General features: G+C 72.8%; 24 protein-coding genes. 11 read left to right on the top strand and 13 right to left on the bottom strand.

Annotation, left to right across the window (positions count from 1 at the left end; genetic code table 11):
• Nucleotides 1–96: 96 nt before the first annotated feature.
• From ACQEVM_RS27740 to ACQEVM_RS27730, 3 genes are all read left to right on the top strand, one after another.
• Nucleotides 97–858, top strand: a complete 762-nt coding sequence (locus ACQEVM_RS27740; protein WP_433083447.1) for an SDR family oxidoreductase — start codon at nucleotides 97–99, stop codon at nucleotides 856–858.
• 90 nt (nucleotides 859–948) lie between these two features.
• Nucleotides 949–1812 carry a PhzF family phenazine biosynthesis isomerase gene (locus tag ACQEVM_RS27735; RefSeq protein WP_433083445.1) on the top strand — a complete coding sequence of 288 codons (864 nt, stop codon included), beginning with the start codon at nucleotides 949–951 and terminating at the stop codon, nucleotides 1810–1812.
• A gap of 6 nt (nucleotides 1813–1818) precedes the next feature.
• Complete coding sequence (locus ACQEVM_RS27730) at nucleotides 1819–2379, top strand: GNAT family N-acetyltransferase (RefSeq protein ID WP_433083443.1); 561 nt, start codon at nucleotides 1819–1821, stop codon at nucleotides 2377–2379.
• A 10-nt stretch (nucleotides 2380–2389) separates the two neighbouring features.
• Here the strand turns inward: ACQEVM_RS27730 and efeU are convergent, their stop codons facing one another.
• Genes efeU through efeO form a run of 3 tightly spaced genes read right to left on the bottom strand, consistent with a single transcriptional unit; the run spans nucleotide 2390 to nucleotide 5814 of the window.
• Nucleotides 2390–3277, bottom strand: a complete 888-nt coding sequence (gene efeU, locus ACQEVM_RS27725; protein WP_433083441.1) for an iron uptake transporter permease EfeU — start codon at nucleotides 3275–3277, stop codon at nucleotides 2390–2392.
• Between the two features lie 27 nt (nucleotides 3278–3304).
• Nucleotides 3305–4639: an iron uptake transporter deferrochelatase/peroxidase subunit gene (gene efeB / locus ACQEVM_RS27720; protein ID WP_433083439.1), complete on the bottom strand. Its 1335-nt coding sequence runs from the start codon at nucleotides 4637–4639 to the stop codon at nucleotides 3305–3307.
• 35 nt (nucleotides 4640–4674) lie between these two features.
• The gene (gene efeO, locus ACQEVM_RS27715; RefSeq protein ID WP_433083437.1) at nucleotides 4675–5814 is read right to left on the bottom strand and encodes an iron uptake system protein EfeO; all 1140 of its coding nucleotides are present in this window, start codon (nucleotides 5812–5814) and stop codon (nucleotides 4675–4677) included.
• Nucleotides 5815–5946: 132 nt separating this feature from the next.
• On the opposite strand from efeO, the gene ACQEVM_RS27710 reads away from it, so the two are divergent.
• Nucleotides 5947–6141: a hypothetical protein gene (locus tag ACQEVM_RS27710; protein ID WP_433083435.1), complete on the top strand. Its 195-nt coding sequence runs from the start codon at nucleotides 5947–5949 to the stop codon at nucleotides 6139–6141.
• On the opposite strand, the gene ACQEVM_RS27705 is transcribed toward ACQEVM_RS27710, so the two are convergent.
• The 3 genes from ACQEVM_RS27705 to ACQEVM_RS27695 are packed head-to-tail and all read right to left on the bottom strand — an operon-like array spanning nucleotide 6069 to nucleotide 9059.
• Nucleotides 6069–6902: a heme ABC transporter ATP-binding protein gene (locus ACQEVM_RS27705; RefSeq protein WP_433085415.1), complete on the bottom strand. Its 834-nt coding sequence runs from the start codon at nucleotides 6900–6902 to the stop codon at nucleotides 6069–6071. The two genes, ACQEVM_RS27710 and ACQEVM_RS27705, sit on opposite strands and share 73 nt — an antisense overlap.
• Nucleotides 6893–8026: a FecCD family ABC transporter permease gene (locus ACQEVM_RS27700; protein ID WP_433083433.1), complete on the bottom strand. Its 1134-nt coding sequence runs from the start codon at nucleotides 8024–8026 to the stop codon at nucleotides 6893–6895. The genes ACQEVM_RS27705 and ACQEVM_RS27700 overlap by 10 nt, the downstream gene beginning before the upstream one ends.
• A gap of 1 nt (nucleotide 8027) precedes the next feature.
• A complete protein-coding gene (locus ACQEVM_RS27695) occupies nucleotides 8028–9059 on the bottom strand; it encodes a heme/hemin ABC transporter substrate-binding protein (RefSeq protein ID WP_433083431.1) in 1032 nt (343 codons plus the stop codon).
• A 134-nt stretch (nucleotides 9060–9193) separates the two neighbouring features.
• On the opposite strand from ACQEVM_RS27695, the gene ACQEVM_RS27690 reads away from it, so the two are divergent.
• The 3 genes from ACQEVM_RS27690 to ACQEVM_RS27680 all read left to right on the top strand — a co-directional run bounded on the left by ACQEVM_RS27690 (nucleotide 9194) and on the right by ACQEVM_RS27680 (nucleotide 12945).
• Nucleotides 9194–10621, top strand: coding sequence for an HtaA domain-containing protein (locus ACQEVM_RS27690; protein ID WP_433083429.1), 1428 nt, complete (start codon nucleotides 9194–9196; stop codon nucleotides 10619–10621).
• 61 nt (nucleotides 10622–10682) lie between these two features.
• Entirely contained in the window at nucleotides 10683–12251 is a 1569-nt protein-coding gene (locus ACQEVM_RS27685) for an HtaA domain-containing protein (RefSeq protein ID WP_433083427.1), read from the top strand.
• Between the two features lie 19 nt (nucleotides 12252–12270).
• The gene (locus tag ACQEVM_RS27680) at nucleotides 12271–12945 is read left to right on the top strand and encodes a PhzF family phenazine biosynthesis protein (RefSeq protein ID WP_433083425.1); all 675 of its coding nucleotides are present in this window, start codon (nucleotides 12271–12273) and stop codon (nucleotides 12943–12945) included.
• Between the two features lie 108 nt (nucleotides 12946–13053).
• On the opposite strand, the gene ACQEVM_RS27675 is transcribed toward ACQEVM_RS27680, so the two are convergent.
• Nucleotides 13054–13701 carry a heme oxygenase (biliverdin-producing) gene (locus ACQEVM_RS27675; RefSeq protein WP_433083423.1) on the bottom strand — a complete coding sequence of 216 codons (648 nt, stop codon included), beginning with the start codon at nucleotides 13699–13701 and terminating at the stop codon, nucleotides 13054–13056.
• Between the two features lie 144 nt (nucleotides 13702–13845).
• Nucleotides 13846–14703 carry a type I methionyl aminopeptidase gene (gene map, locus ACQEVM_RS27670; protein WP_433083421.1) on the bottom strand — a complete coding sequence of 286 codons (858 nt, stop codon included), beginning with the start codon at nucleotides 14701–14703 and terminating at the stop codon, nucleotides 13846–13848.
• 71 nt (nucleotides 14704–14774) lie between these two features.
• Between map and ACQEVM_RS27665 the strand changes: the two genes are divergently transcribed.
• Nucleotides 14775–15008, top strand: a complete 234-nt coding sequence (locus ACQEVM_RS27665; RefSeq protein WP_351382310.1) for a hypothetical protein — start codon at nucleotides 14775–14777, stop codon at nucleotides 15006–15008.
• Nucleotides 15009–15063: 55 nt separating this feature from the next.
• Here ACQEVM_RS27665 and ACQEVM_RS27660 read toward each other — a convergent pair whose 3' ends face one another.
• On the bottom strand, nucleotides 15064–15669 hold the full coding sequence (locus ACQEVM_RS27660; RefSeq protein WP_433083419.1) for a hypothetical protein: 606 nt from the start codon (nucleotides 15667–15669) through the stop codon (nucleotides 15064–15066).
• A 95-nt stretch (nucleotides 15670–15764) separates the two neighbouring features.
• Here ACQEVM_RS27660 and npdG point away from each other — a divergent pair, with 95 nt between their 5' ends.
• Nucleotides 15765–16469 (top strand): NADPH-dependent F420 reductase, encoded by a 705-nt coding sequence (gene npdG, locus ACQEVM_RS27655; protein ID WP_433083417.1) that lies wholly within the window; start codon nucleotides 15765–15767, stop codon nucleotides 16467–16469.
• 64 nt (nucleotides 16470–16533) lie between these two features.
• On the opposite strand, the gene ACQEVM_RS27650 is transcribed toward npdG, so the two are convergent.
• Entirely contained in the window at nucleotides 16534–18660 is a 2127-nt protein-coding gene (locus tag ACQEVM_RS27650; RefSeq protein ID WP_433085413.1) for a TerD family protein, read from the bottom strand.
• Between the two features lie 204 nt (nucleotides 18661–18864).
• Here ACQEVM_RS27650 and ACQEVM_RS27645 point away from each other — a divergent pair, with 204 nt between their 5' ends.
• Nucleotides 18865–19050 (top strand): hypothetical protein, encoded by a 186-nt coding sequence (locus ACQEVM_RS27645; RefSeq protein ID WP_053676194.1) that lies wholly within the window; start codon nucleotides 18865–18867, stop codon nucleotides 19048–19050.
• A gap of 61 nt (nucleotides 19051–19111) precedes the next feature.
• Here ACQEVM_RS27645 and ACQEVM_RS27640 read toward each other — a convergent pair whose 3' ends face one another.
• Nucleotides 19112–19909, bottom strand: a complete 798-nt coding sequence (locus ACQEVM_RS27640) for a site-2 protease family protein (protein WP_433083415.1) — start codon at nucleotides 19907–19909, stop codon at nucleotides 19112–19114.
• On the opposite strand from ACQEVM_RS27640, the gene ACQEVM_RS27635 reads away from it, so the two are divergent.
• Nucleotides 19908–23348 (top strand): AfsR/SARP family transcriptional regulator, encoded by a 3441-nt coding sequence (locus ACQEVM_RS27635; RefSeq protein ID WP_433083413.1) that lies wholly within the window; start codon nucleotides 19908–19910, stop codon nucleotides 23346–23348. The genes ACQEVM_RS27640 and ACQEVM_RS27635 overlap by 2 nt on opposite strands.
• 68 nt (nucleotides 23349–23416) lie before the next feature.
• Here ACQEVM_RS27635 and ACQEVM_RS27630 read toward each other — a convergent pair whose 3' ends face one another.
• Together ACQEVM_RS27630 and ACQEVM_RS27625 are read right to left on the bottom strand one after the other, a co-directional pair.
• A complete protein-coding gene (locus ACQEVM_RS27630; RefSeq protein ID WP_433083411.1) occupies nucleotides 23417–24271 on the bottom strand; it encodes an ABC transporter permease in 855 nt (284 codons plus the stop codon).
• Entirely contained in the window at nucleotides 24268–25299 is a 1032-nt protein-coding gene (locus tag ACQEVM_RS27625) for an ATP-binding cassette domain-containing protein (RefSeq protein WP_433083409.1), read from the bottom strand. Before ACQEVM_RS27625 ends, ACQEVM_RS27630 begins: the two co-directional genes overlap by 4 nt.
• Nucleotides 25300–25377: the final 78 nt, after the last annotated feature.

Raw genomic sequence — 25377 nt, 5'->3', positions numbered from 1 at the left:
GTCTTTTGTCTTCTTTTCGCACCCCTGAGCGATCCATGCTCTCAGCTGTCGGAACGCCCGTGGACCCGCCTCCCGTGTGACGTACCCTGCGGCCCCATGAACGCACGTGGAAACAAGATCGCCGTGGTGACCGGGGCGGGCTCGGGCATCGGCCGCTACGTCGCCCTCGCGCTGGCCGGCGCCGGCTGGTCGGTGACCGTGGCCGGCCGCCGCCCGGAACCCCTGGAGGACACCGCGAAGGCGGCCGGCGCCGCCGCGGACGTGCTGTGCGTACCGGCGGACGTCAGTGACCCGGACGAGGTCGGCGCCCTGTTCGAGACGGTACGGGAGCGGCACGGGCGGCTCGACCTGCTCTTCAACAACGCGGGCACCTTCGGCCCCGCCGGCGTCGCACTGGAGGACCTCACGTACGAGGCCTGGCGGTCCGTCGTCGACGTCAACCTCACCGGATCCTTCCTCTGCGCCCAGGCCGCCTTCCGGGTGATGAAGGCCCAGGACCCGCAGGGCGGCCGGATCATCAACAACGGCTCCATCTCCGCGCACGTCCCGCGCCCGAACTCGATCGCCTACACCGCGACCAAGCACGCCATGACCGGCCTGACGAAATCGCTGTCGCTGGACGGCCGGCCGTACCGCATCGCGTGCGGCCAGATCGACATCGGCAACGCGGCCACCGAGATGACCGAGCGCATGCGGACCGGCATCCTCCAGGCCAACGGGCGACTGGAGGCGGAACCCGTGATGGACGCAGCCGACGTGGCGCGCACGGTCCTGCACATGGCCGAACTGCCCCTGGAGGCGAACGTGCAGTTCGCGACCGTCATGGCGAGCGCCATGCCCTACATCGGACGTGGCTGACCCGCCGCCACCACCGGGCCGGGAGCCGACCCGAGACCAGGCCGGTGCGGCCCCGGGAATGCGCTCCCGCCCCCGGAAGTTGAGCCGATCATGACGACCGAAGTGCTGCGCTACACGGCTTTCTCCGGCGACCCGGCGGGCGGCAACCCCGCCGGGGTCGTCCTCGACGCGGCCGGCCTGGACGGGCCCGCGATGCTGGCCATCGCCGCCGGGCTCGGCTACAGCGAGACGGCCTTCCTCACCGACCCGCCGCACGACCTCGGCGGCGAACCCGGCCGCGCCTTCACCGTGCGGTACTTCAGCCCCAAGGCGGAAGTGCCGTTCTGCGGGCACGCCACCGTGGCCACCGCCGTCGCCCTGGCCGAGCGGATCGGCCCCGGCGAGCTGCTGTTCGCGACCCCGGCCGGCACCGTCCCCGTCTCGGTCACCGCCGAGCCCGGCGAGGGCCTGCGCGCCACCCTGACCAGCGTCGCACCGCACGTCGAGGAGATCGCCGACGCCGACCTCGCCGAGGCGCTGGCCGCGCTCGACTGGCCGGCGACCGACCTGGACCCCGCACTCCTGCCCAGGATCGCCTACGCCGGCGCCCGCCACCTGGTGATCGGCGCCGGCACCCGCGCCCGACTCGCCGACCTCTCCTACGACTTCGCCCGCCTGGAAGCCCTGATGCGGCGCCTGGACCTCACCACGGTCCAACTCGTCTACCGCGAGAGCCCGACCGTCTTCCACGTACGCGACCCCTTCCCGGTCGGCGGCGTCGTCGAGGACCCCGCCACCGGAGCCGCCGCGGCCGCCTTCGGCGCGTACGCCCGCGAGGCCGGCCTCGTCCCGCAGCAGGCGCTCCTCACCCTCCACCAGGGCGAGGACATGGGCCGCCCCGGGATCCTCACCGTCGAACTGCGCCCCGGCGATCCCCGGGTGCGGGTCGGCGGGGCCGGGGTGCGGATCGCGTAGGGCGTCGTGCTGCGCGTCGAGACGTACGAGACACCGCCCGCCCCGCTCGCCGAGCAGGTCCGGGCCCTGGAGGAGCGGGCCTGGCCGGGCGCCGGCGCCGGCCACGACCCGGCCCTCGCCCCCCGCACGGTGCTGCTGGTGGACGGGAGCGGCACGGTGGCCGCCTCACTGGCCCTGCTGCGCAAGGAGATCCACCTGCCCGGCCGGACCTGGCGGGCGGCCGGGCTCAGCGGGGTGGTGACCCGGCCGGAGCTGCGCGGGCGGGGCATCGGCGGGCGCCTGATCGCGGCCGCCCGGGCCGAACTGGCCGCCGACCCGACGGTCGACCTCGCCCTGTTCAGCTGCGATCGGCCGCTCGGCCCGCTCTACGAGGCGGCCGGCTTCGAACGGCTCCCGGGCACGGTGCTGGTCGGCGGAACCCCCGCCGACCCCCTGGCCACCGACGCCCCCGGCTTCGACAAGACGGTCCTGGCGGCCTTCCTCGGCCCCGACCCGGAGCCGGCCCGTACGGCGTTCACCGGGATCCGGGTCCCGCTGTACCCCGGGACGATCGACCGCCTCTGGTAGCCGTTCGGAGTCAGTCTCGGGCCTGCCGGCCCGCGTCGTCGCCGTCCGGCCCCTTCGCCGCCGCCGCCGCCGTCGCGGGCGCCGGCGCAGACGACCGACCGGACCGCACCGGGACCAGGAACAGGGTCAGGACGACCACCAGGTACAGCGCCCACACGACGAGCTGGAACACCGTCGGGTCCGGCTGGAAGTTGAACGTCCCCTTCAGCAGGGTGCCGTACCAACTGTCCGGCGGGATCGTCTCGCTGATGTCGAAGGCCTTGTTCGACAGCCCGGGAAGGAAGTCCGCCTCCTGGAGGTCGTGGACCCCGTACGCGAGCACGCCCGCCGCGACCACGACCAACAGACCGCCGGTCCACTTGAAGAACCTGGCGAGATCGATGCGCAGCGCGCCCCGGTAGAACAGCCAGCCCAGCACGATCGACGTCGCGATGCCGAGCAGCACCCCGGTCAGCGGGCCCGCGCCGTCGCCGGCGGCCTTCACCGATCGCCACACGAACAGCGAGGTCTCCAACCCCTCCCGGCCGACGGCCAGGAACGCGGTGGCCACCAGCGCGCCCGTGCCCATCGCGAGGGCGGCGTCCAACTTCCCGTGCAGCTCGGCCTTCAGGTGCCGCGCGGTGCGCTTCATCCAGAAGACCATCCACGTCACCAGGCCCACGGCGACGATCGACAGCGAGCCGCCGATCGCCTCCTGCGCCTCGAACGTCAACTGGCGGGTGCCGAACTCCAGGCCCGCGCCGAAGGCCAGGCTCAGCCCGGCGGCCAGCCCCACGCCGAGCCACAGCGGCCCGAGCTTGTCCTTGTTCCCGGTCTTCACCAGGTAGGCGATGAGAATGCAGACGACGAGGCTGGCTTCCAGCCCCTCGCGCAGACCGATCAGATAATTGCTGAACACGCGGATCCTCCTACGCGCCCACGGGAACTACGCGAACAGCGTCCGACCCCACCAGTCGTCCTTGTCACGGACGCCCGGCGGGACGGCGAAGACGGCCGAACCCACGTGCTGGATGTATTCGTTGAGCGAGTCGTTCCTGGCCAGCTCCCGCTGGATCGGCACGAACCCCTTGCGGACGTCCCGCTGGTACGCCAGGAAGAACAGTCCGGCGTCGAGCCGGCCCAGCCCGTCCGTGCCGTCGGTGAAGGAATAGCCGCGACGCAGGATCGTCGCGCCACCGTTGGTGTCCGGGTGCGCGAGGCGGACGTGCGCGTCCGGCTTCATCGCCTTCAGGAACGGCTCGTCGCGCTCCTTGGACTTGCCGACGGGGGCGCCCTCGCCCTTGTCGCGGCCGATGATGTCCTCCTGCTCCCGCAGGGAGGTGCGGTCCCAGGTCTCGATGTGCATCCGGATGCGCCGGGCCACCAGGTACGAACCGCCGGCCATCCAGTCGGAGCCGTCGGAGGCGCTCGCCCAGACGAACTTCTCCAACGCCTCCCGGTCCGTGCCCGAGACGTTCCGGGTGCCGTCCTTGAAGCCCATCATGTTGCGCGGGGTCTGCGCGTCCGGGGTCGTCGAGGAGGTCTTGCCGAAGCCGAGCTGCGACCAGCGCATCGCGATCCTGCCGAAGCCGATCCGGGCGAGCTGGCGAATGGCGTGCACCGCGACCTGCGGGTCGTCGGCGCAGGCCTGCACGCACAGGTCGCCGCCGGAGCGGGCCGCGTCCAGGTTGTCGCCCGGGAACAGCTCCAGGTCCACCAGGGCGGCCGGGCGCCTGCCCTCCAGCGCGAAGCGGTCCTTCGCGAAGAGACCCGGCCCGAAGCCGACGGTCAGGGTGAGCCGCGAGGCCTTCAGCCCCAGCGCCTCGCCCGTGTCGTCCGGCGGGGCCTCCGGCAGACCGCCGAAACCGCCCTCGCCGACCGGCAGCCCGGCCGTCATCAACCGGGCCGCCTGCGTCCACTCCTTGAGGAGCGCGACGAGTTCGGCCCGGTCCTTCGTCGTCACGTCGAAGGCGGCGAAGTGCAGGCGGTCCTGGACCGCGGTCGCGATCCCGGCCTGGTACTCGCCGTGGAAGGGCACGGCCGCCCCCGAGGAGGCGGCCGGCACCACGTCCGTGCCACCGCCGAACACCGCGACGGCGCCGCCGGTCGCGGCGGCGCCGAGCGCCAGCCCGGCGCCGCCCCAGCCGAGCACGGCGCGCCGCGACGGCGCGGCGGGGCCGCCGCCACCGGTCGGGGCGTCCGCCCGCGGGCCGTCGGTGTGCCGGCCGTCGCCGGACTGAGGCTCCGGCGTTCCCGCCGGCTGGGACGTCGACTCCGCCATCCTCGTACTCCCCTCCGCTCCGCTGTTCTCCCGAGTTACTTCGCGACCGAGGCGGCGAGCTTCGAGAGCGGCTCGGCCAGCGCGTTGACCGCGTCCGAGAGCTCCTTGCGCTCCGCCTCGCCGACCTTGTCGTACGAGACGAAGTCGTAGCCCGTCTTGTCGGCGCGGTACTTGTCCAGCAGCGTGTTCAGTGCCGCGAACCGGGTGTCCAGGGTCTTCGCGAGTTCCGGGTCGTTCTTCGAGGCGACCGGCTTCAGCAGCTGGTAGGCCTTCTCCGCGCCCTCGACGTTGGCCTTGAAGTCGACCAGGTCGGTGTGGCTGAAGAACTCCTCCTCGCCCGTCACCTTGCCGGTGGCGACCTCGTCCAGCAGCTCCTTGGCGCCGTTCGCCATCGAGGTCGGGGTGATCTCGGCCGTGCCGACCTTCTTCTGCCACACGGTGAGGTCGGCCATCAGGGTGTCCGCGAGCTTCTTCTCCGGCTCGCCGAGCTTGCCGTCCTTGAACACGGCCTTCTCCAGCGTGTGCCAGCCGGTCCACTCCTGGTTGGCCTCCAGGTCGGCCTCGCGGAGGTCCACCTTCGGGTCCAGGTCGCCGAAGGACTCCGCGACGGGCTCGGTGCGCTCCCAGCCGATGCGCGAGACGGCGTACGCCTTCTTCGCGGCCTCGACGTCGCCGGCCTTGACCGCGTCCGCGAAGGCCTGCGCCTTGGGGAGGGTCTCGTCGGCCTGCCCCTGCACGTACTTGCGGTACTCGGCGACCGCGGCGTCCATCTCCGGGCTGCGCTTGGCGACGGCGCCGCCGCCGGTGGCCTTGACCGCCTGGCGGATGCCGTCACCCTTCATGCCGGGCTTGCAGGCGATCTCGTAGTCGCCCGCCTTGATCTCGGCGGTGATGGAGGCCTTGGTGCCGGGGCCGATGTTCTCGCGCTCGGCGACGATCCGGTCGTCCGGGAAGAGGACGTAGACCTCGGTGACCTTGGAGCCCTTGTTCTCGACGTCGACCGTGATCTTGCCGGCGGGGAACTCCTTCTTGGAGACCTCGCAGGCGCTGTCCGAGGCGGCGACCTTGATCGCGCCGTCCCCGCCGGCGTCGCCCTTCTCCGCGCAGCCCGTGACGGCGGTGAGCGTGGCCACGACGGCGGCCGCGGCGAGAACGGTGAGGCGAGCGGGTCGCATGGAGGCTCCTGGCGAGGTAAGGGCTGGTGAGGCGGACCTAACTTAACCGAGGCTTACCTCACTCATACCCGACAGTCCAGTGATACAGCTCTCACCTTTCACCGCCGGACACGAGGCCGTCACGACCCCTCCATGACGACCCCATGGCCGGGTCAAGACGAGGTCAAGCGCACCTCCGCGTTCCGCCCGACGGAACGCGTCGACCCGGCCGCCGCACGGCCCGTGATCATCACCGACCGGTCGGCGCGGGCGGCTCAGCCGCGGATCGGAACCACGAGCGGCGCCCCGCCGCGCGGGTGCGGGAACACCTCCACCGGCTGCCGGTAGACCCGGCTCAGCAGGCCGTCCTCGAACACCTCGGACGGCGGGCCGTCCACCGCGATCCGCCCGTCGTGCAGGACCGCCACCCGGTCGGCGTACGCCGCCGCCAGGCCCAGATCGTGCAGGACGACGACCACCGCGTCCCCGGCCGCGGCCCGCTCCCGACAGATCCGCAGCACCAGCTCCTGGTGGCGCAGGTCCAGGGCGGCGGTCGGCTCGTCGAGCAGCAGCAGCGGGGCCCGTTGGGCCAGCACCCGGGCGAGCGCGACCCGGGCGCGTTCGCCGCCGGACAGCGCGGAGAACGGGCGCCCCGCGAACTCCGTCACCTCGGTCGCGGCCATGGCCCGGGCCACCGCCTCCTCGTCGTCCTCCTCCAGCGGGGTGCCGGCCCAGGGGGCGCGCCCCATCCGTACGACGTCCTCCACCGGGAAGGGGAAGGACAACGTGGCCGATTGGGGGAGCACCGAGCGGCGCAGCGCCAGGTCGGGGGCCGACCAGTCGTCCACCGGGCGCCCGTCGATCCGTACGCTCCCCGACGCGGCCGGCAGGTCGGCGCAGAGCGCGGCCAGCAGCGTGGACTTGCCCGCGCCGTTCGGCCCCACCAGGGCCAGCACCTCGCCGGCCCGGGCGGTCAGGTCGATGCCGGCGAGCACCTCGCGCTGCCCGAGGCGCACGCGCAGGTCCACGGCCTCGGCGCACGGCGCGCCGGGTTCGGGACGGACGGGGATGCTCCGCCGGGTCCGGCGGAAGAGGGTGATCACGCCCAGCCTCCCTGCTTGCGGCGGGTCCGGCGCAACAGCCAGAAGAAGAACGGGCTGCCGATGAGCGCGGTCAGCACGCCCAACGGCAGTTCGGCGGGCTGCGCGAGCGTCCGCGCGGCCAGGTCGCCGGCGACCAGGACCACGGCGCCGGCGAGGGCGCTGCCCGGGACCAGGAAGCGGTGGCCGGGACCGTTCGCCATCCGCAGCAGGTGCGGGACGAGCAGCCCGACGAAGGTGATGATGCCCGCCACCGCGACGGCCGCCGCGGTCAGCAGCGCGACGACGAGGATCAGGGCCAGCCGCAGTCGCTCCACGTCCACGCCGAGGTGCCGGGCCGGTCGCTCGCCCAGGGCCAGCAGGTCGAGCTTGCGGGCGTGGAACGGGGCCACGAGCAGGCCGGCGAGGGCGCAGGGCAGGACGGCGAGCACCTTGGGCCAGGTGGCCTGGGCGAGGGAGCCGAGCTGCCAGAAGGTGATCTGGTTGACCTGGCCGCTGTCCGCGAAGAAGACGAACAGGCCGATCAGGGCGCCCGCGAAGGCGTTGACGGCGATGCCGGTCAGGATCAGCGTGACGACCTCGGTCCTGCCGCCGTTGCGGGACAGCAGGTAGACGGAGGCGACCGTGATCAGACCCGCGACGAAGGCGCAGGCGGTGACGGTCCAGTTCCCGAGGAAGCCGAGGCCCAGTCCGATCGCGGCGACCGCGCCGACGGCGGCGCCCGCCGAGATGCCGATGACGCCCGGTTCGGCGAGCGGGTTGCCGAACACCCCCTGCATCAGGGCGCCGGCGCAGCCGAGACTGGAGCCGACCAGCAGGGCGAGCGCGATGCGGGGCAGCCGTACGTTCCACAGCACGCTCTCGCCGACCCGGTCGAGGGCGGCCCCGCCGAGGCCCATGCGGTGCTGCACGGAGGCGAGTACGTCCCCGACGGGGATGCGGTAGGCGCCCACCCCCGCGGAGACCAGCGCCAGCACGACCAGCGTCACGACCAGGGCGAGGGTCAGGATCAGGGCGGTGGGCCGCCTGCGGGCAGGACCCTTCACGGGAGCGGCGGGCGTCGCGGGAGCGGCGGGCGTCGCGGCCGGAGCCGAGGAGCCGCCCGCGCGCGGGGGCTCGTGGGAGACGGTCACATCAGGCCTTGCCGTAGAGCTGGGAGATCAGGGAGGTGAGGACCTGGTCGGTGCGGGGGCCGTAGTTGAGGAGCACCCCGTCGTCGACGGAGACCACGCGGCGGTCCATGCCGGCCGGCGTCTGGGCCACACCGGGGATCTTCACCAGGCCGTCCACGCCGCCCACGGACTCCAGGCCCTTGCGCATCACCAGGATCGCGTCGGGCGCCGCCGCCGCCAGCGCCTCGCTGGTGATCGGGGTGAAGTCCTTGCCGAGCCCGGACTCCTTGCCGGTGTCCACGGCGCCGGCCGCCTCCAGCAGCGAGGCCGCGCCGGAGTCGGAGCCGCCCAGCAGATAGACGGAGGCGGTGCCGCGCAGGTAGAGGAAGGCCACCCGGGGCCTCTTGCCGGCCGCGGCGGCGGGGATGCCCTCTCGGGCGGCGGCGATCCGGTCGGCGGTGCGCCGGTTGAGCCGGGTCCCGGCGTCCTTGACGCCGAGCGCGCCGGCGACGGTGTCGATCCGCTTGCGTACGTCGTCCAGCGTCTTGGCGGGGGCGACGACCAGCAGGGGGATGCCCGCGTCGCGGATCTGCCCGATCGCCTCGGCGGGTCCGGTGGTGGTCTCGGCGATCACCAGCGTGGGGCGCAGCGACAACACGCTCTCGGCCGACACGTCGTGTGCTCGTGTCACCACCGGCAGCTTGGCGGCCTGTTCGAAGGTGGCGGTGATGTCCCGGGCGACGACCCGGTCGCCGAGCCCCAGGGTGTGGACGATCTCGTTGAGGCTGCCGGTGAGCGGGACCACGCGGTCCGCCGAGGCGATGGTCACCGATGTGCCGTCCGCCGAGGGCACGGTCACCGGGAGGGCGGGTGTCGGTGACGGGGTGAGGGGTTCCACCCGGTCGGGGGCGACCGCCGCGGCGCCGGTGTGGGCGGGGGAGCCCGCAGGGGTGGCCGTACCCCCGCAGCCCGTCAGCGCGGTGAGTGCCAGGGCCAACGAGGCCGCGACGGACGCGAGACGGGGGAAGCGGGATGACGCGGCGGGCGTAGGCACGAAGGCACCGTCCTGATCGTCCGACTGGAGTTCTTGAATGTTCTTCAAAGTTCTGGCGACCGGGGGGTTCCACCCCGGCAGCAGGTAGCTTAGGTTAGCCTAACCTTATTGGCCAGACCCTGGAGGGGCCCGTCATGCCCGCAAGACCTGTCCGTGCGTTCGCAGTCGCCGTGTTGGCGGCCTTGCTGGGAGCCCTGCTCCCGGCCACCGTCGCCCAGGCGGCCGACCGCACCGTGCAGGGAGGGCGACTCGACTGGGGCATCAAATCGTCTTTCCAGAGTTATGTCACGGGCCCCATCTCGAAAGGCGGATTCAAGCTGAAGAGCGGAGCCGCCACCGTGGGCGGCAGCCTGTTCCGCTTCCACTCCGCGACCGGCTCCTACGACCCCGACTCCGGCTCCTTCGAGGCCGCGTTCACCGGCGGGGTCACCTTCCAGGGCCACCAGAAGTCCGACGGTTCGCACGAACTCGACCTCACCGTCAGCCGCCCCACCGTCAAGATCTCCGGTGGCCGCGGCACCCTCTACGTGGACGTCGCAGGCAAGGCCAAGGACACCGGGGCCGTCAGCACGGCCTCCCAGGTCCCCTTCGCCACCCTCGGCCTCGCCGGCATCGACATGAAGGGCGGCGGCAGCCCGATCGCCCTCACGAACGTCCCGACCACCCTGACCGCGGAAGGCGCCAAGTCCTTCGCCGGCTACTACACCGCCGGCACCCGACTCGACCCGATCTCGCTGTCCGTCGACGTCAAGGCACCCGCCGAGCAGCCCGCGACGCCCGGTACGGGGTCCGGGGCCCCGGCCGAGAGCCCGCAGGCGCCACAGGCCGCGGGCGCCTTCACCGACGCCGCCGTCGACTGGGGCGTCCGGCGCACCTTCCGCGAGTACGTCACCGGCTCCGTCGGGCAGGGCAAGTGGACCCTGGCCGAAGGCGCCCAGGACGGCGGCGCGCTGTTCCGCTTCCCGCAGGGCAAGGGCACGTACGACGGCCCGAAGGGCACCCTTGACGCGGCGTTCGCCGGCACCGTCCGGTTCACCGGCGCCCATCTCGACCTCACCCTCGGCAAGGTGAGCGTCAAGGTCGACGGCGGCAAGGGCGTCCTCACCGCCGACGTCGTCACCCCCACCGAGACCAGGAACGCCGTCGCGCTCGTCGAGTTCGACGCCAAGGCACTCAAGACCGAGGGCGGCCTCGCCACCCTCACCGAAGCCCCGGCCACCCTCACCGAGGGCGGCTCCCAGGCCTTCAACGCCATGTACAAGGCCGGCACCGAGATGGACCCCGTCTCGCTCTCCGTCGCCCTCGACGCCAACGCCAAGCTTCCCGCCCTGCCCGACCTGGGCTCCACCGCCTCGCCTGCGCCGTCCCAGGCGCCCGCGGCCGCCGCCTCCCCGGCGCCCCCGAAGGCCGAGGCCGAGAAGGGCTCGTCCGTCGGACTGTACGTCGCCCTCGTCCTGGCCCTGCTGGGCCTCGCCGCCGGCGTGCTCTTCCTCGTCCTGCGCAAGCGCCGTACGGCCGCGTCCGGTTCGGGGCCCTCGGGTCCCGCCGACGCGCGGCCGTGACACCCGCCCGCACCCCGCCACACCCCCGTTGCCCCCGTTGCCCCTTCAGGAGTACTCAGCCATGTCGTCCCACCGCCGACCGATCGCCGTAGCGGCCGCCATCGCCACCGCCGCCGCCCTCGGCGCCACCGCCCTCGCCCTGCCCGCGACGGCGGCGGTCTCCGCCCCGGCCGCGGCCGCCGCGGCCCCCACGAAGCCGATGCCGATCGTCAGCGGCACGCTCGACTGGGGCGTGAAGGCGAGCTGGCGGAAGTACGTCACCACCATCGCCCAGGGGCAGATCACCGTCGCCGACGGCGCCACCGTGAACGCGGACGGCACCTTCCGCTTCGGCTCGCCCACCGGCGAGTACGTACCGAGCGGCAGCCACCCCGTGACCGCCGCCTTCAAGGGCAGCGTCAACTTCACGTCGGCCGCGCACCACTTCGACATCACCCTGGGCAACCTGCGCTTCGACAGCGGCACGAAGAAGCTGCTCGTCGACGTCACGAAGAACGGCAAGCTCACCCCGGGCGTCCACTTCGCCGACGTGGCCTTCGCGGGTCCGCAGATGGAGAAGCTGGGCACCACCCTCACCAAGGACGCCGCCGACCAGCTCGACTACCCGGACTACGCGAACCAGTCGGGCGACCCGCTGACGGCGCTCCTGAAGTTCGGTCCTCCCGTCGACCCGAGCCCCTCGACGTCGACGGGTCCCAAGCCCTCGACGTCGACGGACCCGAAGCCCACCACGTCGACGGGTCCCAAGCCCACCACGTCGACGGGCCCCAAGCCCACGACCTCGACGGGCCCCAAGCCCACCACGTCCACGGCTCCCCGGCCCACGACCTCCACCGGCGCCCCGGCCGACGGCCCCCAGCAGATCCGCAGCGGCAAGCTCAAGTGGGGTGTCAAGGCGTCCTTCCGCAAGTACGTCCAGTCCGCGGGCTCCGTCACCGCGGCGGGCGGTGCCGTCGCGAGCGACGGCACCTTCTCCTTCGCCGGCGGCAAGGGCACCCTCGACACGAAGAACGGCAGGCTGAACGCCTCCTTCGAGGGCAACCTGCGCTTCCAGTACGCGGCCCACGGCATCGACATGACCTTCGGCAACGTCCGCATCGACACCCAGGGCGCCAAGGGCACCCTGGTCCTGGACGTGAAGACCGCAGCCGGCACGAAGACGAACGTCCCCTTCGCCACGCTCGACCTGGCGAAGGCCGACTACAAGACCGACAAGGGCCTGCTCGCCCTGAACGGCGTCCGCACGGCACTGACCGAACAGGGCGCCGCGGCCTTCCTCCGGGAGCCGTCCACCACCCCCGTCTACCAGGACGGCTACGCGCCCGGTGACCGGATCGACGACGTCAACCTCACCGTGTCCGTGGACAAGGACGTCACCGCCCCCGACGCCACCGGCGGCTCCACCACCGGCGGTTCGACCTCGGGCGGCACCGGCACCACCGGCGGTTCGACCTCGGGCGGCGGCGGCAGCGTCGGTGGCGGCAGCGTCGGCGGGAGCGCGGGCGGCAACCTCGCCGCCACCGGCGCCGAGATCCCGGCCGGAGCCCTGCTCGGAGCCTCCGGCGCGGTCATCGCGGCCGGCGCCGGCGCGGTCCTCATCGCCCGCAGGCGGCGCGTGACCCAGGGCTGAGCCGTGCTTGAATGCCCGCGTGAACGATCTCGACGTGCTCAAGGTCTTCTGCGCGGGCGACGGCCGACACGGCAACCTGCTCGGAGTCGTCCGCGACGGCCGCACCTGCCCGGATGACGCGTCCCGGCAGGCGCTGGCCGCCGAACTCGGCTACAGCGAGACGGTGTTCGTCGACGACCCCGAGCGCGGGGTCGTCGACATCCGTACCCCCGGCACGCGGCTCGCCTTCGCCGGGCACCCGCTGGTCGGCCTCGCCTGGCTGCTCGACATCGAGGAACTCCAGCCGCCCGTCGGCCCCGTCTGGGCCCGCGACGACGGCGAGTTCACCTGGATCACCGCCCGCCCCGAGTGGGTCGAGGGCAAGCGCACCGAGCAGTACGCCTGCGCCGCCGAGGTCGAGGAGCTGCCCGCACCGCCGCCGGGCGAGGGCTGGTTGTACGCCTGGGCGTGGGAGGACGAGAGCGCGGGCCGGATCCGGGCCCGCGGCTTCCCGCGCCGCCCCGACGGCGCCGTCGTCGAGGACGAGGCCACCGGCTCGGCGGCGGTCCTGCTCACCGCCCAACTGAACCGCGCCCTGAACATCACCCAGGGCGCCGGCTCCCAACTCCTCACCGCCCCCGGCCCGGACGGCACGGTCGAGATCGGCGGACGCGTGCGCTTCGCCCCGTCCGCGAGCCGGCCCGGCCGGAACTGAGCACCCCGAGCGGCCCGGTCGACCGCCGCCGCCCCGCACACGGGGAAGGGGCGGACCCCGGCGGGTCCGCCCCTTCCCTCTCGTGCACCGGCCGGTCCCGGAGGTCGTTCACGCGCTGAGCGGGAACTCCTGGCCCAGCTCGCGGAAGACGGCCCCGTTGAAGTCGAAGGCACGCTTGCACTCGTCGATGATCCGCTGCTTCTCCAGGTCGTCCGCGGAGATCGCGTCCAGCAGCTCGCGGTAGGTGCGCTTGAAGGCGGCCGGATTGGAGATGTCCGCGAACACGTAGAAGCGCACGCCGTCGCCCTTGCGCTCGAAGCCCCAGGTGCGCTCGGCCTTGTCCCGGATGATCTGTCCGCCGGACAGGTCGCCCAGGTAGCGGGTGTAGTGGTGGGCCACGTAACCGCCCGGCCAGCCGGCCGCGCACTCGGCCACCCGGGCCGCGTACGCCTCGGTCGCCGGCAGCGCCACCACCGACTCGCGCCACTCGGGGCCGCGCAGGTGCGCGAGGTCCCGCTCGATCTCCACCAGGCGCATCAGCTCGGGCCGGATGAACGGCCCGGCGACCGCGTCGTCCTTGAGGGACTCGGCCGCGTCCTCCAGGGCCCGGTACACGAACCACAGCTGCTCGGTGTAGCGGGCGTAGGCGTCGACGCCCAGCCGGCCCCCGAGCAGATCGCTCATGAACGTCGAGGTCTCGGCCTCTGTGTGCTGCTCGTGCGAGGCGACACGGATGACCGTGGAGAAGGCGTCCAAGGCGGACCTCCGAGGAATCGGGGGATGAGAAAAGGCGTGGCGGCACCGCCGCCACACCTCGATCCTCGTACTTAGGCTTGCCTAAGTCAATGTGTTCCCGACGTCTTGTCGGTAAAAAATCGCGCGACCCCGGGGGCGCGTCCGCTACGGCAGCGTGAGGATCTCCGCTCCCGTGTCGGTCACGACCAGCGTGTGCTCGAACTGCGCCGTCCGCTTGCGGTCCTTCGTGACGACCGTCCAGCCGTCGTCCCACATGTCGTACTCGTGGGTGCCGAGCGTGAGCATCGGCTCGATCGTGAAGGTCATGCCGGGCTCGATGACCGTGGTGGCGTGCGGGCTGTCGTAGTGCGGGACGATCAGGCCGGAGTGGAAGGACGTGCTGATGCCGTGCCCGGTGAAGTCCCGGACCACCCCGTAGCCGAAGCGCTTCGCGTACGACTCGATGACCCGACCGATGATGTTGATCTGCCGGCCGGGCTTGACCGCCTTGATGGCACGGTTCAAGGACTCGCGGGTGCGCTCCACGAGCAGCCGCGACTCCTCGTCCACCTCCCCGCACAGGTAGGTGGCGTTGTTGTCGCCGTGGACCCCGCCGATGTACGCGGTCACGTCGAGGTTCACGATGTCGCCGTCGCGCAGGACGGTCGAGTCGGGGATGCCGTGACAGATGACCTCGTTGACGGAGGAGCACAGCGACTTGGGGAAGCCCCGGTAGCCCAGCGTCGAGGGATAGGCGCCGTGGTCGCACATGTACGTGTGGGCGACCTCGTCGAGCGCGTCGGTGGTCACCCCCGGCGCGATGTGCTTGGCGGCCTCCTCCATCGCCTGGGCGGCGATCCGGCCGGCGATGCGCATGGCCTCGATGGTCTCGGCGGTCTGCACCTCCGGTCCGGTGTACGGAGTGGGCGCGGGCTTGCCCACGTACTCGGGCCGGCGGATGTTTCCGGGAACGGAACGGACGGGAGAGAGCTCGCCTGGTACGAGCAGCGACTGGCCAGACATGCAGGCGAGTGTATCCAGCGGTGATGGGGCAAGCTGGCGACAGAGAGCGGTACGAGAGGAGCCCGAGGACGATGGCCCTGTTCAAGAAGCGCCAGGTCGGCAAGCCCGGCGAGTGGTACTACTGCCTGGTCCACAAGAAGGTCGAAGAGGGCCCCGACTGCCCGGCGAAGGACCGTTTCGGCCCCTACGCCACGCCCGAGGAGGCGAACCACGCCATGGAGACGGCGCAGGAACGCAACCTCGAATGGCAGAACGACCCGAAATGGAACGACAAGACCCGTGAGGCGGGCGAGGAAGCCCCCTGAAGCGGAGGGCGAGACGGGCCGGCGGCGCGCCACCCCCCTCGGGTGGCGGCGCCCCTCACCAGCGGCCGGGCGGCGGGGCGGTCAACTGATCGGCCAGCCGCGCCAGCCGGTCCCGGAACCGCCGCGAGCCACGCCGGTCCGGCGGACCGTTCTCCCCGGCCGCCGCGCTGACCAGGTGCTGCACCGTGTCCAGGTCCAGTTCGGCCGTGGCGCCCGGCACCGACAGCGTCTCGTGCGCCAACGTCCCCAGATCGGGATCCCCGCCGTCCAGGGACAGCACGGTCGCCCCGGCCCGCCGCGCGTCGTGCACCCGCTCCAGCAGCCCCGCGCCCGGCTCCCGCGGGGCCACCACCAGCAACGTGTGCCCGCGCCGGGCCGCCTCCAGCCGACTCAGCCCCACCGACAGGTGCGGCGGCTCGCCCGGCAGCACGCGGTGACGCACGAGCGTCGGCGCCAGCTCCGGCAGCCCCGACCACGCCGCCTCGTCCACCAGGTGCGCGGCCATGTGCCACGGCTCGTACTGCTCCGTACCCACCAGCAGCAGGCCCCCGCCGGACGGAACCACCGCGCGCCGCAACGAACCGGCGAAACCCCTGGCGGCACCCGGCCACCGCGTGCCCGCGAGAACCTCGCGCAACAACGCCACCCTCACGGCATCCATGGCGGGCATCCTGCACCACGGAAAGCACGCGCGGGTGCGATACCGGCGGCTCCCGTCCGTTCGACTGACGCGTACTCGGCAGTACTCTCGCCCCCATGACTTCCTCAGACAGCACGCAGAAGCCGCCGGCCAAGGACGCCCGGGACCTGCCCGACGTCTCCGGCCTCGTGGTCGGCGTCCTCGGCGGCACCGGCGACCAGGGCCGCGGCCTCGCCTACCGGTTCGCCCGCGCCGGCCAGAAGGTGATCATCGGCTCCCGCGCCGCGGACCGCGCACGCGCCGCGGCCGAGGAACTCGGCCTGGGCGTCGAGGGCGCCGACAACGCCGACTGCGCCCGGCGCAGCGACATCGTGATCATCGCGGTGCCGTGGGAGGGCCACGCCAAGACCCTCGAAGCACTGCGCGAGGACCTCGCCGGCAAGCTCGTCGTGGACTGCGTCAACCCGCTCGGCTTCGACAAGCAGGGCGCCTACGCCCTCCCGGTCGAGGAGGGGAGCGCTGCCCAGCAGGCCGCGGCCCTCCTCCCCGACTCCCGGGTCACGGCCGCCTTCCACCACCTCTCGGCGGTGCTGCTCCAGGACGAGGCCGTCGAGGAGATCGACACCGATGTGATGGTCCTCGGCGAGTCCCGCGCCGACACCGACCTCGTCCAGGCCCTCGCCGCCCGCATCCCGGGCATGCGAGGCGTCTTCGCCGGCCGCCTGCGCAACGCCCACCAGGTCGAGGCCCTGGTCGCGAACCTCATCTCCACCAACCGCCGCTACAAGGCCCACGCGGGCCTGCGCGTCACGGACGTCTGAACCGACCGCGCCCCCACCGGGCGCCGCCCGGCGCGGCCGACCCCGAGCGGCACCGCTCGTACGGTCAGCCGCGCCGACCGGCCCGCACGTCCAGGGGGCCCAGCCGCGCCACGACGACCTGGTGGAACCGCGCCACGGCGTCGTCGACGCTGCGGATGAAACCCGACTCGGTGTTGCCCCGGGTGTTGCCCATCCCCTTGATGAGCGTCAGCCGGAACCCGGACAGCGGCGCCCCGTCCCTGGGCAGCAGGTTCCCCGGCTCCGGCCGCAACCGCTCCAGGGTGCCGCGCGCCCCGCTCCCGCCCTCGACCAGGCTCTCCACGTGGAGGTCCGCCGGAGCCTCGGCCAACATCCGGACCAGTTTCTTCACCGACACCAGTGGGGTGGTGCCCTCCGGGGCGGGGACGTCCGTCGAGGTCCGCACCTTGCCCGTCCTCAGATCGGCGGTCACCGCGATGACACCGCTCGTGCCGTCGACCCGCAACTCCGCCGAGAGCCGGCCGTCCACGCACAGGGTCTCGGCCGCGGCGAGCCGGCGCTCCCGGGGATCGCTGCCCCGTCGGACCCGCTGCACCGGGAGTGCCTTCTGGCCCAGCTCTCCGCCCAGGCGCAGGCAGACCTGACGGATCAGCCGTTCCCAGCTCTCCACCACGTCGACGGCCCGCTCGTCGCCCGTGTTGAGGGTCTCGTCCTCGATGCCCCTGCGGACGGGTACCCAGGACGGTCCCATGTTCTGGAATCCGTGACAGCCGGAGTTCTCGTGCCGGAGGTACTCCAGCAATTCCTGGAGCAACCAGGCGTGCGCGGGGTTGCCGACGCCCTCGTGGCGGATCAGGAGCTGGGCCTGATGGGCCACCTCCGCCCACGACAGGTGCCAGAGGTCGACCTTGTGCTTGCGACGCCCGTCGATCTTGACGTCGACGACGGGGGAGCCGTCGAGGGCCACGTCGTTGGAGAGCGTGATGACGGCCTCGTAGCCGCGCCGCGCGGCGATGTCCATGTACGCCTGCACCTGCTCGGCCCGGAGCGGGTTCCCGTTGGTCTTCGTCTCCACGAGCGCCGTCCAGAGCTTGCCGGCGCGCTCGATCCGGATGACGCCGTCCGGTCGGCGGGGGGTGTCGCCGTAGGGCAACGACACCTCCGTGAAGGTCTGCGTCCGTCCGGCAGGAGCCCCGAAGGCGGCCGTGAGCCGGCGGCCCAGCTCGGGCACCTGCGTCATGACGGAGAGCAGCACCGAGGTCGCCCGCACCTCCCGCTCCCGATCGCTCTTGAGGGAGGGAACCGGGAAGAGACGGGCCGGCTGCCAGGAGTCGTTCTCGGCCAGGGACTTCCTGGCCACCCTGGGCAAGGTGACCTTCTTCCTGGTCGTCGGGGCGCCCCTGGCGACGGACCCGTCCCGACCGCGGGACTGCGCGGGGACGCCGGCGACCGCGGGAGCGTCCTCGGCCGGTCCGGCGTGCGATGCGGGGCGGATCGGGTTGCGAGCCGCACCGGGCGCCGCGGTCACCGGTCCGGCGGGGACCGGGCCGCCGGCGGGCGTCCTCGTCCTGCGCGCCGTATCCCCCACCGCGCTCGTATCCGGGGCCTGGGCCGGGGCCTGGGCCTGGGCCGTGGCCGGGGTCGGAGTCGCGGGGGAGTCCTCGCCGTCCTCGTCCTCTTCGTCGACGGAGATGCCGAATTCCGTGGCGAGGCCGGCCAAGCCGGTCTCGTACCCCTGGCCCACGGCCCGGAACTTCCACTCCCCGCCCCGCCGGTACAACTCGCCGAAGACGAAGGCGCTCTCCACGCTCGCGTCGTCGATGGAGAACCCGACCAGTGGCTCACCGGAGCGGTCCGCGACCGTCATCCGCAGGTCGTCGAGGTCCCCGAAGCGGGTGTCGCCGTACTGGCTCGCCGCCACCACGATCCGCGCGACGTCCGCCGGGACGGCCGTCAGATCCAGTCCGATGCGGTCCTCGTCGCCGCTCCCGGCCGGCGTCTTCCCGAGCAACTGGACGCTGCCGTCCTCGGCCGCGGGACGGTTGTAGAAGTAGAAGTCGTCGTCCGAGCGGACCTTGCCGTTCGCGCCGAGCAGCAACACGGACACGTCGGCGTCGCCGGCGCCCGACGCGCTGGTCCACCCCAGACTCACGACCACCGCCCCGGCGTCCTGGCCGAGGGAGGTCAGACTGACGTTCGCACCCTTTGTCATCTCCCGCATGGCTTCCCCCCGGTCGTCCGGCTTCGTCCGCTCGGACGGAGCTTCGCGCACCGTATCCAGCCGGCGGACCGGCGCTCAGGCGAAGGGGGAAATGGGCGGGATGTCCCTAGGGGGTGGCGGCGACCGGCGGCGGGGCGCGATGGGGGACACTGGAGGAGCCCGACCCCGTTCCGTGTCGCCGAGGAGCCGTGCCGCATGCCCCGCCTTGCCGTGTTCGCCGTTGTCGTCTGTGCCCTGTCCGTGGCCGCGGCCGTGGTCGCCTTCGTCGAGGGCAGCTTCCTCGGGATCATCTGGGTGCTGCTGGCCGGGCTGACGTCCAACATGGCCTGGTACTACGTGCGCAAGGCCAAGGCCGACAAGGCCGCCCGCGCGAACGGCTGACCGCAGCCGCAGCCGCAGCCGCAGCCGCAGCCCCGGCCCCGGCCGCCCCGGATCCGGAGGCTCAGCCCGCCGGGGAGCAGTAGCCGTCCGCGTCCTGCCAGAAGCGGTAGAGGTCACGGCCGCAGTAGGTGTCGAACTCGGACACGCCGAGCGCGTCGAGGATGCCGCTGACCGCGCCGAAGAAGAACGCGTTGACCTCGGGGATCCACAGCAGCGCGAACACACCGAGCAGGGCGAACGGCGCCAGCGGCGCCACCTGGCGACGCACCCCGTGCGACAGCCACGGCTCGATGACCCCGTACCCGTCCAGGCCCGGCACCGGCAGGAAGTTCAGGATCGCCGCCGAGACCTGGAGCAACGCCAGGAACGCCAAGGCGAAGCGGAACGGCATCGGCACCCCGTCGAGGGCGTTCAGCCAGAACGGCGCGGTGCACACGACCGCGAAGGCCACGTTCGTCAGCGGGCCCGCCGCCGAGATCAGACTGTGCTTCCACCGACCGCTGATCCGGTCGCGTTCGATGTACACGGCGCCACCGGGCAGACCCAGACCACCCAGGATCACGAAGATCACCGGCAGCACGATGCTGAGCATCGCGTGCGTGTACTTCAGCGGGTTCAACGTCAGGTAGCCCTTGGCGCCGACCGTGATGTCGCCGCCGTGCAGGGCGGTCCGGGCGTGCGCGTACTCGTGCAGGCACAGCGAGACCACCCACGCCGCCGTGACGAACAGGAACACCGCGAGGCCGGTGCTCGTCGAGTACCCCGTCCACACGGCCCACCCGGTCACCGCCATGACGGCGACGATCCCGAGGAAGACGGAACTGATCTGCCGCTCGCCGCGGCTGCCCTGGTGACCCATGCGGCGAAACCTATCCCGGGTCCGGCGTCGGGTGTCTCCCGGGTCCGGCGACAATGGGCCGGTGCGTTACGTGATTCTCGGCACCGCCCAGGCCCTCACCGACGACGGCGACCCCGTCGCCGTAGGCGGGGCGCGCCTGCGCGCCCTCCTGACCGCCCTCGCCCTGCGGCCGGGCCGCACCGTGCCGGTCGAGCTGCTGGTCGCCGAGGTGTGGGACGGGGACCGGCCGGCCGACGCGCCGGCCGCGCTCCAGGCCCTGGTGGCACGGCTGCGCCGGGCGATCGGGCACGCCGCCGTACGCTCCGGCGAGGGCGGCTACCGCCTGGCCGCCGCCCGCGAGGACGTGGACCTGTACCGCTTCGAACGGCTGGCGCGGGCCGCCGCCACCGAGCGGGACCCGGCCGCCGCCGCGGCCTTGTACGACGACGCCCTCGCCCTGTGGCGCGGCCCCGCGCTGGCCTCGCTGCCGGATCCGGCAGCGGAGTCCGCGCGCTGGGAGGCCGTACGGGCCGACGCGCACCGGGGGCGGATCGCCGCGGCCCTCGCCCTGGGCGAGGCACAGCGGATCCTGCCCGAGCTGACCGCGCTGTGCGCGGAACACCCGCTGGACGAGCCACTGCAGGCCCTGCGGATCCGCGCCCTCGACGCGGCGGGCCGCCCGGCGGAGGCACTGGCCGCCTACGAGGAACTCCGCCGGGACCTCGCCGACCGCCTGGGCGCCGACCCGGGCCCGGAACTGCGCGCCCTCCACGCCGCCCTGCTCGCCCCGCCGGAACCCCCGCACGCACCGCAACCCCCGCACCCGGGAGCAGCCGCCCAGGCCGCCGACCCCGGAGCGCGGCCCGAAACCGCCGCCACCCCCGCCCGAGACCCCGCCACGCCCGTCCCGCCCCCCGGCCAGGGCCCGGGCACCGGAGGCAACCTGCGGGCCCGCCTCACCACCTTCGTCGGCCGCGAGGGCGACATCCGCGTCATCGGCGACGACCTGGCCCGCTCCCGCCTCGTCACCCTGCTCGGGCCCGGCGGCGCCGGCAAGACCCGTCTGTCACAGGAGGCCGCCGAGGCCCACGCCGCCGCCGGCCGGCCCGACGGGAGATGGCCCGACGGGGTGTGGCTCGTCGAACTGGCCCCCGTGGACGACCCCGAGGACGTCGCCGAAGCGGCCCTGGCCGCCCTCGGGGCCCGCCAGACCAAGCTGCGCGGCGCCGCCGCCGAGGAACTGCGCGCGCTGACCGAGCGGGGCGGGGACGACCCGCTCGCCCGCCTCGTCGAACACTGCGGCCGGCGCGACCTCCTGCTGCTCCTCGACAACTGCGAGCACGTCATCGACGCCGCCGCCACCCTCGCCGAACGGCTCCTCACACACTGCCCCGGCGCCCAGATCCTCGCCACCAGCCGGGAACCCCTCGGCGTGCCGGGCGAATCGCTGCGCCCGGTGGAACCGCTGCCCGACCCCGTCGCGCTGCGGCTGCTCGCCGACCGCGGCGCCGCCGCCCGCCCCGGCTTCCGCGTCGAGGACGACCCGGCCGCCGCCGCCGAGATCTGCCGCCGGCTCGACGGCATGCCCCTCGCCATCGAACTGGCCGCCGCCCGGCTGCGCCTGCTCACCCCACGACAGATCGCCGACCGGCTCGACGACCGGTTCCGCCTCCTCACCAGCGGCTCCCGCACCGTCCTGCCCCGCCAACAGACCCTGCGGGCCGTCGTCGACTGGTCCTGGGACCTCCTCGACGCACCCGAACGCGCCGTCCTGCGCCGGCTCTCCGTCTTCGCCGGCGGCTGCGACCTCGCCGCCGCCGAGGCCGTCTGCGCCGGCCCCGACGCGGACGCGGTCGTCGACGCGCTCGGCTCCCTCGTGGACAAGTCCCTCGTCGTCGCGGCCCCCGGCCCCGACGGCGACATGCGCTACCGGCTCCTGGAGACCGTCGGCGAGTACGCCGCCGAGCGGCTGGCCGAGGTCGCCGAGGACCGCGCCGACACCGAACGACGCCACCTCACCCACTACCGCGAACTCGCCCGCACCACCGAGCCCCTGCTGCGCGGCCACGGCCAGCGCGCTGCCGCCGAGCTGCTCGCCACCGAGTACGAGAACCTCCGTACCGCGCTGCGCCGCGCCGTCGCCGCCAAGGACGTCGGCGAGGTGCTCTGCCTGGTGCACTCCCTCGTCTGGTACTGGCACATGCACGACCTGCGCGCCGAGTCCCGCCACTGGTCCGACGCCGCCGTCGCCCTCGGCCCCGACCCCTTCGCCCCGCCGATCGTCCCCGCCGAGCCGGTGTACGAGCGGGTCGTCGACTCGCCCCCGCCCTACACCGGCGAACTGCTCACCGAGGCCTGGCGGGGCGCCCGGATGATCCAGCTCACCGCCCGCGACCAGAACAGCGGCAGCTGGAACGCCCCGGACGTCCGCGTCCAGATCGAGGGCGTCATCGCGGCCTACCGGCCGGGACTGCCCCAGACCTGCCGGTTCCCCAGCGCCCTGTGGATCTACGCCGTGATGATCGCCGGCGATCCGGAACTGCTCCGGCGCATCATCGACGAGACCGTCGAGACCACCCGCGCCCTCGACTACCGCTGGGAGCTGGGCTCCGCGCTCCAACTGCGCGCCAACATCCGGGCGAACCGGGCCGCGTGGTTCGGCGACGCCGCCCGCGACGCCGAGGAGAGCCTCGCGCTCTTCCGCGAGCTGGGCGACGACTGGGGCTGCGCCGAGGCGCTGTCCGCCCGCGCCGAAGCCCTGGAGAAACGCGGCGAGTACGCGTTGGCCGCCGCCGACTTCCGGGCCGCGATCGAGCACGCCGAGCGGCTCGGCGCCCCGGCCCAGGTCATGGTCCTGCGGGTGCGGATGGCCGGCACCCTCTCCGAGGAGGGCCGGCTGGAGGAGGCGGAGGAGATCCTGACCGGGCTCCTCGCCGTCATCCGGCAGTACCGCAACGAGGCCATGCCGGCCGCCCGCATGTTCCTCGCCAACGTCTACGGCCGCACCGGCCGTCTCGTCGAGGCCCGCGCCGAACTCGAATCCCTGCGCGAGGAGTTCGCCTTCGGCGCCTACGCGATCTTCGACGGCTTCCTGCTCGGGATCCTGGCCTGGCTCGACAACAAGGAGGGCAGGCACGAGGAGGCGCTGACGCTCATCCGGGAGGCGACGACGACCATCCAGGACCCGATGGCGCTGATGGTGGCCCCGCAACAGCCGGCCGTGCACCTGTTGATCGCGGCCGTGTCTCTCCTGGGACTCGGCGGTCCGCGCGACGCCGCCCGGCTCCTCGGCGCCTACCGGGCCCTGGTGCCGGCCGGCCACTTCCCCGTCACCACCGAACGCGAGGACGCCGCCCTCGTCGAGGAGTCGGCGAGGGCGGCGCTGGGGAACACCGGGTACGAGGCGGCGTACGCCGAAGGCGGCGGCCTCACCCTGGAGCAGGCCACCGCCCTCGTCTGAACCACCGCTTGCGCCGGGCCCCGACACCGGGAGAACCGTTGCGGCATCCGCCCGACGAACTCCGCGGATCAGGTCTTGTGACGGAACTTGCGGACCGCGAGCGGCATGGTGATCGCGGTGATGGCGACCGACCAGATCAGCGTCATCGTCACCGAGTGGCCGACCGGGCCGCCGTTCATCAGGCCGCGCGCCGCGTCGGCCAGGTTGGACAACGGGTTGTAGTCCGTGAAGGCCTGCAACCAACCCGGCATGGTCGTCGGGGAGGCGAAGATCGAGCTGCCGAACTGGAGCGGCATCAGCACCAGCATCGCCATGCCCTGCACCGCCTGGGCCGTCTTCATGGTGAGACCCAGCAGGATGAAGATCCACATGAGCGAGGCGCCGAAGACGGCCGACAGGCCGATGGCGAGGAACAGGTCCAGCACCGAGGTCTTGATCGACAGGCCCAGGATGAAGCCCATGACGAGCAGGATCGTGATGGCGACCAGCATCCGGCCGAGTTCCACCACGATCTTCGCGATGAGCACCGACGAGCGGGCGATCGGCATGGACCGGAACCGGTCCATCACGCCCTTCTTGAAGTCGTCGTTGACCCCGGTGCCGACCGCCATGGCGATGTTCATGCCCATCATCGCCATCAGGCCGGGCACCAGGTAGTTGACGTACTCGCCCTGGTTGCCCTTGCCGGAGATCGCGCCGCCGAAGACGAACACGAACAGCAGCGTGAAGATGATCGGCATGAACAGGACGTCGAACATCGACTCGGGGTCCTGCTTGATCTGCAGGGCGTTGCGGCGCACCAGGGCGCCGATGTGCCGCAGGTTGGCCCGCAGGCCGATCCGGCCCTCGCCGGGCAGGTCGCGCGGCGCGGCGTCCGGGACGGTCGCGGTACTTCCGGGCTTGGACGTGGTGACGGTGCTCATGCCGCGACCTCCTCGGTCTGCTGGGCGGGAACGGACGCCTCGGCGGAGGGCTTCTGCCCGGTGATGGACAGGAAGACCTCGTCGAGGCTGGGCAGGTGGGTGCCGAGATCGGCAATCGCGTAACCGCGGACGCCCAACAGCCCGATCACCGCGGTCAACTGCTCGTCGCTCAGGATCGGGACCAGCAGGACGCCCTCGTCCGGCACGGCCTGGGAACCGGCCACGCCGTCGAGACCGGCCTCCGCCAGCGCGCGCGCCATGCCCGGCAGATCGGAGGAGGCGACGGGGCGGATCTTCAGGGTGCGACCGCCGACCCGGGCCTTCAGCTCGTCCACCTTGCCGTTGGCGATGACCTTGCCCTTGTCGATGACCGTCAGCTCGCTCGCGAGCTGCTCGGCCTCCTCCATGTACTGGGTGGTCAGCAGGACGGTGGCGCCCTCGGCGACCATCCGCTGCACCTCGTCCCACACCTCGTTGCGGGTGCGGGGGTCCAGACCGGTGGTCGGCTCGTCCAGATACAGCACGGCCGGCCGGCCGATCATGGAGGCGGCCAGGTCGAGCCGGCGGCGCATGCCGCCGGAGTAGTTCATGACCGCCTTCTTGGCGGCCTCCGTCAGCGAGAACCGCTCCAGCAGCTCGTCGGCGCGGGACCGGGCCTCCTTGCGGGGCAGGTCCAGCAGCCGGCCGATCATGTAGAGGTTCTCCCAGCCGGACAGCTTCTCGTCCACCGAGGCGTACTGGCCGGTGAGGCCGATGGTGCGGCGCAGCTGCCGGGGCTGGCGGACCACGTCGAAGCCCGCCACCGTCGCCGTCCCGGCGTCCGGGGTGATCAGGGTGGAGAGGACGCGGACCAGGGTGGTCTTCCCCGCGCCGTTCGGCCCGAGCACCCCGAGCACGGTGCCCTCACGGACATCGAGGTCCACGCCGTCGAGGGCCTTGGTCTCGCCGTAGTGCTTGACCAACCCCCGGACCTGTACGGCGTGCGAGCCGCTCGGGGAAGTCTTGTCGTTTCGCGTCATGGACCCCATGGGACCAGCCACCACTGACAAAGCACCGACAGCCGACCGACAGCATGCGGAAACGGGCCCCCGGCCCGCCGACGAGGA

Source organism: Streptomyces sp. CA-243310, from assembly GCF_050936775.1.
Taxonomy (GTDB): Bacteria; Actinomycetota; Actinomycetes; order Streptomycetales; family Streptomycetaceae; genus Streptomyces.
The sequence above is the reverse complement of the archived record's forward strand: the minus strand, read 5'-3'. Positions and strand labels throughout refer to the sequence as shown.

Excerpts from the sequence above, each read along its gene's own strand:
- ACQEVM_RS27740 (WP_433083447.1), top strand. The coding sequence starts at position 97 with ATGAACGCACGTGGAAACAAGATCGCCGTGGTGACCGGGGCGGGCTCG.
- ACQEVM_RS27735 (WP_433083445.1), top strand. The coding sequence starts at position 949 with ATGACGACCGAAGTGCTGCGCTACACGGCTTTCTCCGGCGACCCGGCG.
- efeB (WP_433083439.1), bottom strand. The coding sequence starts at position 4,639 with ATGGCGGAGTCGACGTCCCAGCCGGCGGGAACGCCGGAGCCTCAGTCC.
- efeO (WP_433083437.1), bottom strand. The coding sequence starts at position 5,814 with ATGCGACCCGCTCGCCTCACCGTTCTCGCCGCGGCCGCCGTCGTGGCC.
- ACQEVM_RS27710 (WP_433083435.1), top strand. The coding sequence starts at position 5,947 with ATGACGACCCCATGGCCGGGTCAAGACGAGGTCAAGCGCACCTCCGCG.
- ACQEVM_RS27690 (WP_433083429.1), top strand. The coding sequence starts at position 9,194 with ATGCCCGCAAGACCTGTCCGTGCGTTCGCAGTCGCCGTGTTGGCGGCC.
- ACQEVM_RS27685 (WP_433083427.1), top strand. The coding sequence starts at position 10,683 with ATGTCGTCCCACCGCCGACCGATCGCCGTAGCGGCCGCCATCGCCACC.
- map (WP_433083421.1), bottom strand. The coding sequence starts at position 14,703 with ATGTCTGGCCAGTCGCTGCTCGTACCAGGCGAGCTCTCTCCCGTCCGT.
- ACQEVM_RS27665 (WP_351382310.1), top strand. The coding sequence starts at position 14,775 with ATGGCCCTGTTCAAGAAGCGCCAGGTCGGCAAGCCCGGCGAGTGGTAC.
- ACQEVM_RS27660 (WP_433083419.1), bottom strand. The coding sequence starts at position 15,669 with ATGGATGCCGTGAGGGTGGCGTTGTTGCGCGAGGTTCTCGCGGGCACG.
- npdG (WP_433083417.1), top strand. The coding sequence starts at position 15,765 with ATGACTTCCTCAGACAGCACGCAGAAGCCGCCGGCCAAGGACGCCCGG.
- ACQEVM_RS27650 (WP_433085413.1), bottom strand. The coding sequence starts at position 18,660 with ATGACAAAGGGTGCGAACGTCAGTCTGACCTCCCTCGGCCAGGACGCC.
- ACQEVM_RS27645 (WP_053676194.1), top strand. The coding sequence starts at position 18,865 with ATGCCCCGCCTTGCCGTGTTCGCCGTTGTCGTCTGTGCCCTGTCCGTG.
- ACQEVM_RS27635 (WP_433083413.1), top strand. The coding sequence starts at position 19,908 with ATGCGGCGAAACCTATCCCGGGTCCGGCGTCGGGTGTCTCCCGGGTCC.
- ACQEVM_RS27640 (WP_433083415.1), bottom strand. The coding sequence starts at position 19,909 with ATGGGTCACCAGGGCAGCCGCGGCGAGCGGCAGATCAGTTCCGTCTTC.
- ACQEVM_RS27630 (WP_433083411.1), bottom strand. The coding sequence starts at position 24,271 with ATGAGCACCGTCACCACGTCCAAGCCCGGAAGTACCGCGACCGTCCCG.
- ACQEVM_RS27625 (WP_433083409.1), bottom strand. The coding sequence starts at position 25,299 with ATGGGGTCCATGACGCGAAACGACAAGACTTCCCCGAGCGGCTCGCAC.